This window comes from Streptomyces panacea (genome assembly GCF_040560175.1).
GTDB classification, from domain to species: Bacteria; Actinomycetota; Actinomycetes; order Streptomycetales; family Streptomycetaceae; genus Streptomyces; species Streptomyces panacea.
The window spans coordinates 1-8277 of the sequence record NZ_JARJHW010000255.1 but is presented as its reverse complement, the minus strand read 5'-3'; the positions used below and the strand labels follow the sequence as shown (position 1 = coordinate 8277).

The 8277-nt window shown below is 71.1% G+C and carries 6 protein-coding genes; 4 read left to right on the top strand and 2 right to left on the bottom strand.

Annotation, left to right across the window (positions count from 1 at the left end; all coding sequences use genetic code 11):
• Positions 1 to 65 precede the first annotated feature (65 nt).
• Both P3L51_RS33545 and P3L51_RS33540 read right to left on the bottom strand, forming a co-directional pair.
• On the bottom strand, positions 66 to 1517 hold the full coding sequence (locus P3L51_RS33545; RefSeq protein WP_354609129.1) for a peptidoglycan D,D-transpeptidase FtsI family protein: 1452 nt from the start codon (positions 1515 to 1517) through the stop codon (positions 66 to 68).
• A 159-nt stretch (positions 1518 to 1676) separates the two neighbouring features.
• Entirely contained in the window at positions 1677 to 2447 is a 771-nt protein-coding gene (locus P3L51_RS33540; protein ID WP_354609128.1) for an IclR family transcriptional regulator, read from the bottom strand.
• 140 nt (positions 2448 to 2587) lie between these two features.
• Here P3L51_RS33540 and P3L51_RS33535 point away from each other — a divergent pair, with 140 nt between their 5' ends.
• The 4 genes from P3L51_RS33535 to P3L51_RS33520 form a co-directional block, all read left to right on the top strand.
• Positions 2588 to 4132, top strand: a complete 1545-nt coding sequence (locus P3L51_RS33535; protein ID WP_354609127.1) for an aldehyde dehydrogenase (NADP(+)) — start codon at positions 2588 to 2590, stop codon at positions 4130 to 4132.
• A 192-nt stretch (positions 4133 to 4324) separates the two neighbouring features.
• A complete protein-coding gene (locus P3L51_RS33530) occupies positions 4325 to 6337 on the top strand; it encodes a GTP-binding protein (protein WP_354609126.1) in 2013 nt (670 codons plus the stop codon).
• A gap of 103 nt (positions 6338 to 6440) precedes the next feature.
• On the top strand, positions 6441 to 7163 hold the full coding sequence (locus P3L51_RS33525) for a DsbA family oxidoreductase (protein ID WP_354609125.1): 723 nt from the start codon (positions 6441 to 6443) through the stop codon (positions 7161 to 7163).
• A gap of 69 nt (positions 7164 to 7232) precedes the next feature.
• The coding region (locus P3L51_RS33520; RefSeq protein ID WP_354609124.1) for an aminotransferase class V-fold PLP-dependent enzyme at positions 7233 to 8277 on the top strand (1045 nt) is incomplete at its 3' end.

The window sequence follows — 8277 nt, the reverse complement described above, 5'->3', positions numbered from 1 at the left end:
GCCCATCGTGGCACGGGAATCCCGGGCACCACAGGGGTCGTCCGCGAGCGATCGGAACGGGCCGGTCAGCGCACCGCCGCCTCCATCATCTTCTTGGCGACCGGGGCCGCCAGACCGTTGCCGCTGACCTCCGAGCGGGCCGCGCCCGAGTCCTCGACCAGCACGGCCACCGCCACCTCCTTGCCCGTCGACGCGTCCTTCGCGTACGAGGTGAACCAGGCGTACGGCGTCTGGCTGTTGGCCACGCCGTGCTGGGCCGTGCCCGTCTTGCCACCCACCTCGACGCCGTCGATACGGGCGTTCGTGCCCGTGCCCTCGTCGACCACCGTCACCATCGCGCTGCGCAACTGCTCGGCCGTCGAGGACGAGACGATCCGGCGCGAGGGCTCGTCCTCGTAAGAGGTGAGCGTGTCGCCACCCGAGTCCACCACCTTGGAGACCATGTGCGGCGATTGAAGGATCCCGTCGTTGGCCAGTGCCGACGAGACCATCGCCATCTGGAGCGGTGTGGCGGTGACCTCGAACTGGCCGATGCCCGTCAGCGCCGTCTGCGCGTCGTCCATGCCGGACGGATAGACGCTCTCGGCGGCCCGCACCGGCACATCCTGCTCGGTGTCGTTGAAGCCCAGCTTGGACGCCATCGCGCCCACCTTGTCCTTGCCCAGGTCGGCCGCCATCTTGGCGAAGACGTTGTTGCACGAGTACTGGAGAGCCGTGCGGATCGTCGCGTCCCGGCAGGGCGCCGACGTGTTCTCGTTCGGAAGGACCGTGCTCGTGCCGGGCAGCGTGAAGGGGTCCGGACTCGCGGTCCGGGTGTCCACCGATCCGTACAGCCCGTCCTCCAGCGCCGCCGCGGCCACCACCAGCTTGAAGGTCGAACCGGGCGGCAGCGGCTGCCGCAGCGCCCGGTTGACCATCGGCTTGTCCGGGTCGTCGTTCAGCCGCTGCCAGGCGTCGCCGTCGTCCGTACCGCTGATCGCCGACGGGTCGTACGACGGGGTGCTGACCATCCCGAGGATCCGCCCCGTCGCCGGGTCGATCGCGACGGCCGCGCCCTTCTTGTCACCGAGCGCGTCGAAGGCGGCCTTCTGCACCGCCGGGTCGATCGTCGTCAGGACACCGCCCGGCGCGGCCCGCTCGCCGGTGAGAGCGTCCAGCGGATTCTTCAGCCGGGCGTCCGTGCCGTCGAGGACGTGCGAGTAGATGCCTTCGAGCTGTGTGGAGCGGTACGCCTGCGAGCTGTAGCCGGTCACCGCCGCGTACAGCTCACCGTCCGTGTACGTCCGCTTGTACTTCAGGTCGTCGCTGCTCGACGTCCGGGCGGAGCCCGTGACGGGGGAGCCGGCCACGACGATGTCGCCCAGCGGCCCGGCGTACTGGTCGATGAGCGTGCGTCGGTTGCGTTCGTTGTCCGCGAGGGCCTTGCCCTGGTACGCCTGCACCCAGGTGACCCGCACCAGCAGGGCGAGCACCATGAGCAGACAGACGACCGCGGTGCGCCTGATTGTCTTGTTCATCCCACATCGAAGACGAACGGGACCGGGCGCCGCGTTCCGCCGGGCGCCTCTTCTCAGAAACTCTTCATACCGGGACCGGCCTCCTCAGGAGGCGGGCGTCACCTCGGGCCGATGATCCCCCTCCGCCGCGCGGGGGAGAGCGATCATCAGGACGAAGGGTCAGAGCCTGCGCGTCGCCAGCGTCAGCCGGTCGCGCGCGTCGAACAGCGCGTCCTTGATCATCTGCTCGTGCGCCGGGGTCAGCCGCGCCACCGGCACCGAGCAGCTGATCGCGTCGCGCGCCGGAGTGCGGTACGGGATGGCGATGCCGAAGCAGCGCAGCCCGAGGGTGTTCTCCTCACGGTCCACGGCGTACCCCTGCTCGCGGATCGTGTTCAGCTCCCCGATGAGCTTCTCGCGGTCGGTGATGGTGTGTTCGGTCAGCGGCGACATCGTCTCCGGCAGCATCTTGCGCACCTGCTCGTCGCTGTGCGTCGCGAGGAGCGCCTTGCCGAGCGAGGTGGAGTGCGCGGGCAGCCGGCGTCCGACGCGGGTGAAGGGGCGGAGATAGTGCTGCGACTGGCGGGTGGCGAGGTAGACGACGTTCGTGCCGTCGAGACGCGCCAGGTGGATGGTCTCCGTCGTGTCGTCGGAGAGCCGGTCCAGGGTGGGCCGGGCGGCGGCGACCACCTCGTCACCGTCGATGTACGACGTGCCGACCAGCAGCGCCCGTACGCCGATGCCGTACCGCGTGCCCGTCGCGTCGGTCTCCACCCAGCCCAGCTCGACCAGGGTGCGCAGCAGCATGTAGAGACTGGACTTGGGGTAGCCGACCGCCTCCTGCACCACGGCGAGCGAGTGCATACCGGGGCGTCCGGCGAAGTACTCCAGCAATTCCACCGTCCGCACAGCGGACTTGACCTGTGCACCACCGGTTTCCGCAGCCGACATCGTCCCTCGCCCCTATCTTGACCACACAGAACGCACGGAAATAGAGTTCCCATGGATTCATCATCGCGAACTTTGTTCAGAATACCGAACAGCACCTCGGTGATGACAGCGGACGGCACAGGAATTGGAAGGAAGCCGCGGTGGCAGCAGCACCAGTCTGGAGTGTCGACCCCCGAACCGGGAAGCCGCGTGAGCAGGTCGCGGTCGAGGCCACGGCCGAGGAGGTCGACCGCGAAGTACGGCGCGCGCACGCCACCCGGCCCGCGCTCGCCGACCGTACCGCGCGTGCGGCGCTTCTGCGTACGGCGGCGGACCTGCTCGACGAATCGGGCGCGTACGTCATCGAGGCGGCGGACGCCGAGACCGCGCTGGGCCCGGTCCGGCTCACCGGCGAACTCGCGCGCACGACCGCCCAGTTGAGGGCCTTCGCCGATGTCGTCGACGAGGGCGCCTTCCTCGACGTACGCATCGACCACGCCGACGGCGACCGGACGCCGCCCTGGCCCGACATGCGGCGCTGGAAGGTGCCGCTCGGCGTCGTCGCCGTCTACTCGGCGAGCAACTTCCCCTTCGCCTTCTCCGTCCCGGGCGGTGACACGGCGAGCGCGCTCGCCGCGGGCTGCCCCGTGGTCGTCAAGGTGCACCCCGACCACCCCGCCACCTCCGAGATCTGCGCCGCCACGCTGCGCAGGGCGGCGGAGCGGGTCGGACTGCCCGAGGACGTGGTGGTCCTGGTGCACGGCTTCGAGGCCGGTGTGGAGCTGGTGAAGCACCCGCTGGTCGCCGGGGCGGGGTTCACCGGTTCCGTACGCGGCGGACGCGCCCTCTTCGACGCGGCGGCGGCCCGTCCCACGCCGATCCCCTTCCACGGCGAACTCGGCTCGCTCAACCCCGTCGTGATCACCGAGGCGGCGGCGGCCGAGCGCGCCGAGCAGATCGGCGCCGGTCTGGCCGGCTCGATGACGCTCGGCGAGGGCCAGTTCTGCACCAAGCCCGGCTTCGTGCTCGTCCCGGCGGGTGACGCCGGCGACAGCCTGCTCAAGTCGCTGACGACGGCTGTCAGCGAGACCGAGCCCGGCGTCATGCTCGACCACCGGATGCGGGACGCGTTCGTCGCGGGCGTACGCGAACGGGCCGAACTCCCCGACGTGGCGGCCCCGATCACCCCGGGCGCCGGCGGCGAACACACCGTCAGCGCGGGCTATCTGACCGTACCGGCCCGGCACCTCGCCGCCGAGGGACCGCACGACCTCCTCCTGGAGGAGTGCTTCGGCCCCGTGACGGTCGTCGCCCGCTACGGCTCCGACGCCGAGATCGGCGCCGTCCTGGCCCGGCTCCCCGGCAACCTCACCGCCACGCTCCACCTCGCCGACGGCGAGGCCGAGGACGCGGACTCCGGCGCCGCGCGGCTGCTCGCCGACCTGACGCCGCTCGCGGGCCGCGTCCTGGTCAACGGCTGGCCCACCGGCGTCGCCGTCGCCCCCTCGCAGCAGCACGGCGGCCCCTACCCGGCGTCGACCTCCACGTCGACGTCGGTCGGCGCAACGGCGATCGAGCGCTGGCTGCGCCCCGTCACCTACCAGTCCACGCCCGCCGCGCTGCTCCCGCCGGAGCTGCGTGACGACAACCCCACGGGGGTACCGCGCCGCGTCGACGGCCGCGCGGAGCCGGCGACCGCCTCGTAACGCGTCAACCCAGCACGACCCGCCCCCGACCCGCCCGGTAAATCGCTTGCCGGGCGGGCCGGGGGTTTGCTGTACTCCCCGACGTCGGCCGAGCGGCGGACCCGTCGAGCAGCCGAGGAGCCGTCATGCGCCGAGCGTCCATGTCCATGCAGCAGAAGGGAATTCCTGCCTATCCGAGGGACATGACGCTCAGTGAATACGCGTACGCTCAACCTGGGAATCCTGGCGCACGTAGACGCCGGTAAGACCAGCCTGACCGAGCGGCTGCTGCACGCCGCCGGAGTCATCGACGAGATCGGCCGAGTCGACGACGGGACAACCCGGACCGATTCGCTGGCCCTCGAACGTCAACGCGGCATCACCATCAAGGCCGCCGTCGTGTCGTTCGCCGTCGACGACATCACCGTCAATCTGATCGACACCCCCGGCCACCCGGATTTCATCGCCGAGGTGGAAAGAGTGCTGAGCGTTCTCGACGGCGCCGTCCTGGTCGTGTCGGCCGTCGAAGGTGTCCAGGCGCAGACGCGCGTCCTGATGCGGACGCTGCGCCGGCTGCGCATCCCCACGCTCGTCTTCGTGAACAAGATCGACCGCCTCGGCGCCCGCCACGACGCCCTCCTGCGCGAACTGTCCGAGAGGCTGACGCCCGCGATCGTCCCGATGGGATCGGTACGCCGACTCGGCACGCGCGGCGCCGACTTCACCCCGTACGGAGCGCCGGACCCGGCCTTCGCCACGACCGGACCCGTGGCCGAGCGGCTGGCCGAGCAGCACGACGCCTTCCTGGCCGCGTACGTCGAGGACCCGGCCCGTCTCACGTACGACAGGCTCCGCCGTGAACTGGCCGCGCAGACCGGGCGGGCGCTCACCCACCCGGTGTTCTTCGGCTCCGCCATGTCCGGCGCGGGCGTGGACGCGCTCACCGGCGCCATCGGGGAACTGCTGCCCGCCACGGCGGGCGACGAACGGGGCCCGGTCTCGGGCACCGTCTTCAAGGTCGAGCGCGGCACGGCCGGCGAGAAGATCGCGTACGTCCGGATGTTCTCCGGCGCGCTGCGGGTGCGCGACCGGCTGCCGATCGGGGACACCGAGGGCAGGATCACCGCGATCAGCGTCTTCGACGACGGCTCCTCGGTGCGCCGCGACTCCGTGGGCGCGGGCCGGATCGGCAAGCTCTGGGGGCTCGGTGACATCCGGATCGGCGACGTGATCGGCGACCCGGCCGCCGTCACCGCCGCCCGTCACCACTTCTCCCCGCCGACGCTGGAAACGGTCGTCGCCCCGCGCGAGAGGACCGACAAGGGCGCGCTGCACGCCGCGCTCACCCAACTCGCCGAGCAGGACCCGCTGATCAATCTGCGGCAGGACGAGATCCGGCGGGAAATCTCCGTGTCGCTCTACGGCGAGGTGCAGAAAGAAGTCATCCAGGCGACACTCGCCGACGAATACGGCGTCGATGTCACCTTCCGCGAGACGACGACGATCTGCGTCGAAAGGATCGCCGGTGCGGGAAGTGCCGCGGAGATCATGGGAAAGGAACCGAATCCGTTCCTCGCGACCGTCGGACTCCGGGTCGAACCGGCCCCGCCCGGCAGCGGCGTGGAATTCCGGCTGGAGGTCGAACTCGGCTCCATGCCCTACGCGTTCATGAAAGCCATCGAGGACACCGTGCGCGCCACTCTGAACGAAGGGCTGTACGGCTGGGCGATCCCCGACTGCGTCGTCGTGCTGACCCGCAGCGGCTACGCGCCCCGGCAGAGCCACGCCCACGGCTCTTTCGACAAGAGCATGTCCAGCACGGGCGGCGATTTCCGCCTGCTGACGCCGCTGGTGCTGATGGCCGCGCTGAAGGACGCGGGCACGATCGTGTGCGAACCGATGCACCACTTCCGCCTCGATGTCCTGGCCGACACCTTCGGAGCCGTCCTGCCCGCGCTGGTCCGCCGTCGCGCCGTACCGCACACGCCCTCGGTGCGCGGGTCGTCGTACGTGGTGGAGGGCGAGATCCCGGCGGCCCAGGTCCACGCGCTGGAACAACTGCTCCCGACGCTCACGAGCGGTGAGGGCGTCCTGGAGGCGTCGTTCGCCCACCACCGACCGGTCCAGGGCGAACCCCCGACCCGCTCCCGCACGGACCACGACCCGCTCAACCGCAAGGAGTACCTGCTCAGCACGGTCCGCCGGGTCTCGGCGGAGGCGCGGTGAGGCGGGAGCGAACGGGGCGGGAATGGGGGGCGCGGGCGCGGGGTTGCGGTTGAGAGCGGAGGGAGGCTCCGCACCGACCCCGGCCTGGAAGAGAAGCAGACACATGCGCGTGGAGATCTGGAGCGACATCGCTTGTCCCTGGTGCTACATCGGGAAGGCCCGGTTCGAGAAGGGGCTCGAATCCTTCGCGCATCGCGGCGACGTCGAGGTGGTGCACCGGTCCTTCGAGCTCGATCCCGGGCACGCCAAGGACGATGTCGCCCCCGTGATCGACATGCTCGCCGCGAAGTTCGGGCGGTCGCGGCAGGAAGCGCTCGCCATGGAGGAGCAGGTCGCCTCGCACGCGCGCTCCGAAGGGCTCGGCTACCGCGTCGGCGACCGGGACCACGGCAGCACCTTCGACATCCACCGGCTGCTGCATCTGGCCAAGGCGCGCGGTCGGCAGGACGAGTTGCTGAGCGTCGTCTACCGGGCGAACTTCGCCGAGGAGCGCTCGGTCTACGACACCGGGACGCTGGTCGATCTCGCCGTGGAGGCGGGACTGGACGAGGCCGAGGCGCGGGTGCTCCTCGCGGACGCGGACGCCTTCGCCGACGACGTACGGGCCGACGAGCGGGAGGCGGCGGAGCTCGGCGCGACCGGCGTGCCCTTCTTCGTACTCGACCGGCGCTACGGCGTCTCGGGCGGCCAGCCCGCCGAGGTCTTCACCCAGGCGCTGGAGCAGGCGTGGCAGGGGCGCGCGCTCACGCCCGTGGGCGACGACTCGGCCGTCACCTGCGACGCGGACGGGGCCTGCGAGATTCCGGGATCCCACAGCCATTCATAAGGATCCCTTGGGTGTTCCCCTTGAGAATGCGCAATTGACTATGAGAGAGGCGGGCCCCAGGGTGAGGTCATGGACACTTTGGGTGGCGCCGAGTTCGTGCCGGAGACGACGTATCTGAACACCTCGACCTGCGGTCTGCTCCCGCGCCGGGCCGTCGAAGCCGTACGGACACTGGCCGCCGAGAACGGCACGGGGCGACGCGACGGCGCGGGCAGTTTCGACTCGGTGGACGCGGCCCGCGCCTCGTTCGGCCGCCTCGTGGGAGTTCCGGCCGAACGGGTCGCCGTCGGCAACGCCGTGGCGGTCCATGTCGGGCTGGTCGCGGCCTCGTTGCCGCCCGGCAGTGAAGTCCTCATGGCCGAGGGGGAGTTCAGCTCCGTCGTCATGCCCTTCGCCGTGCGCGGCGATCTCAAGCCGCGGTACGTGCCGCTGGAGTCGCTGGCCGACGAGGTACGTCCCGGGACCGCGCTCGTCGCCGTCTCGGCGGTGCAGTCCGCCGACGGCCGGATCGCCGATCTGCCCGCGGTACGCGCCGCCGCCGCGGCGCACGGTGCCCGTACGCTGCTCGACGTCACCCAGGCGGCGGGCTGGCTGCCCACCGACGCGGGGGCGTACGACTACACCGTCGCCGGCGGCTACAAGTTCCTGGTGAGCCCGCGCGGTACCTCGTTCCTGACCGTCACCGAGGAGGCCCAGGAGAGCCTGGTGCCCATCCACGCGGGGTGGGTCTCGGGCGAGGACATCTGGGCGAGCACGTACGGCCCCGTGGAGCGACTGGCCGACTCGGCGCGGCGGTTCGACGAGCCGACGGCCTTCCTCGCCTACCACGGCGCCGAACAGTCCCTGGCCCTGCTGGAGGAGATCGGGGTCGAGCGGATCCACACCCATGTCACCGCGCTCGCCGACCGCTTCCGGGCGGGCCTGGTCTCCCTCGGGCACGAGCCGGTCGCCGCCGCGGGCTCCACCGTCGTGGCCGTTCCCGGCCTCGGTGACCGGCAGCCCCGGCTCGTGGCGGCGGGCGTGAAGGTGGCGGTCCGCGCGGGCAATCTGCGCGCCGCCTTCCATCTGTACAACTCCACGGCGGACGTGGACCGCGCGCTGGACGTCCTGGCGG

Excerpts from the sequence above, each read along its gene's own strand:
- P3L51_RS33545 (WP_354609129.1), bottom strand. The coding sequence starts at position 1,517 with ATGAACAAGACAATCAGGCGCACCGCGGTCGTCTGTCTGCTCATGGTG.
- P3L51_RS33525 (WP_354609125.1), top strand. The coding sequence starts at position 6,441 with ATGCGCGTGGAGATCTGGAGCGACATCGCTTGTCCCTGGTGCTACATC.
- P3L51_RS33540 (WP_354609128.1), bottom strand. The coding sequence starts at position 2,447 with ATGTCGGCTGCGGAAACCGGTGGTGCACAGGTCAAGTCCGCTGTGCGG.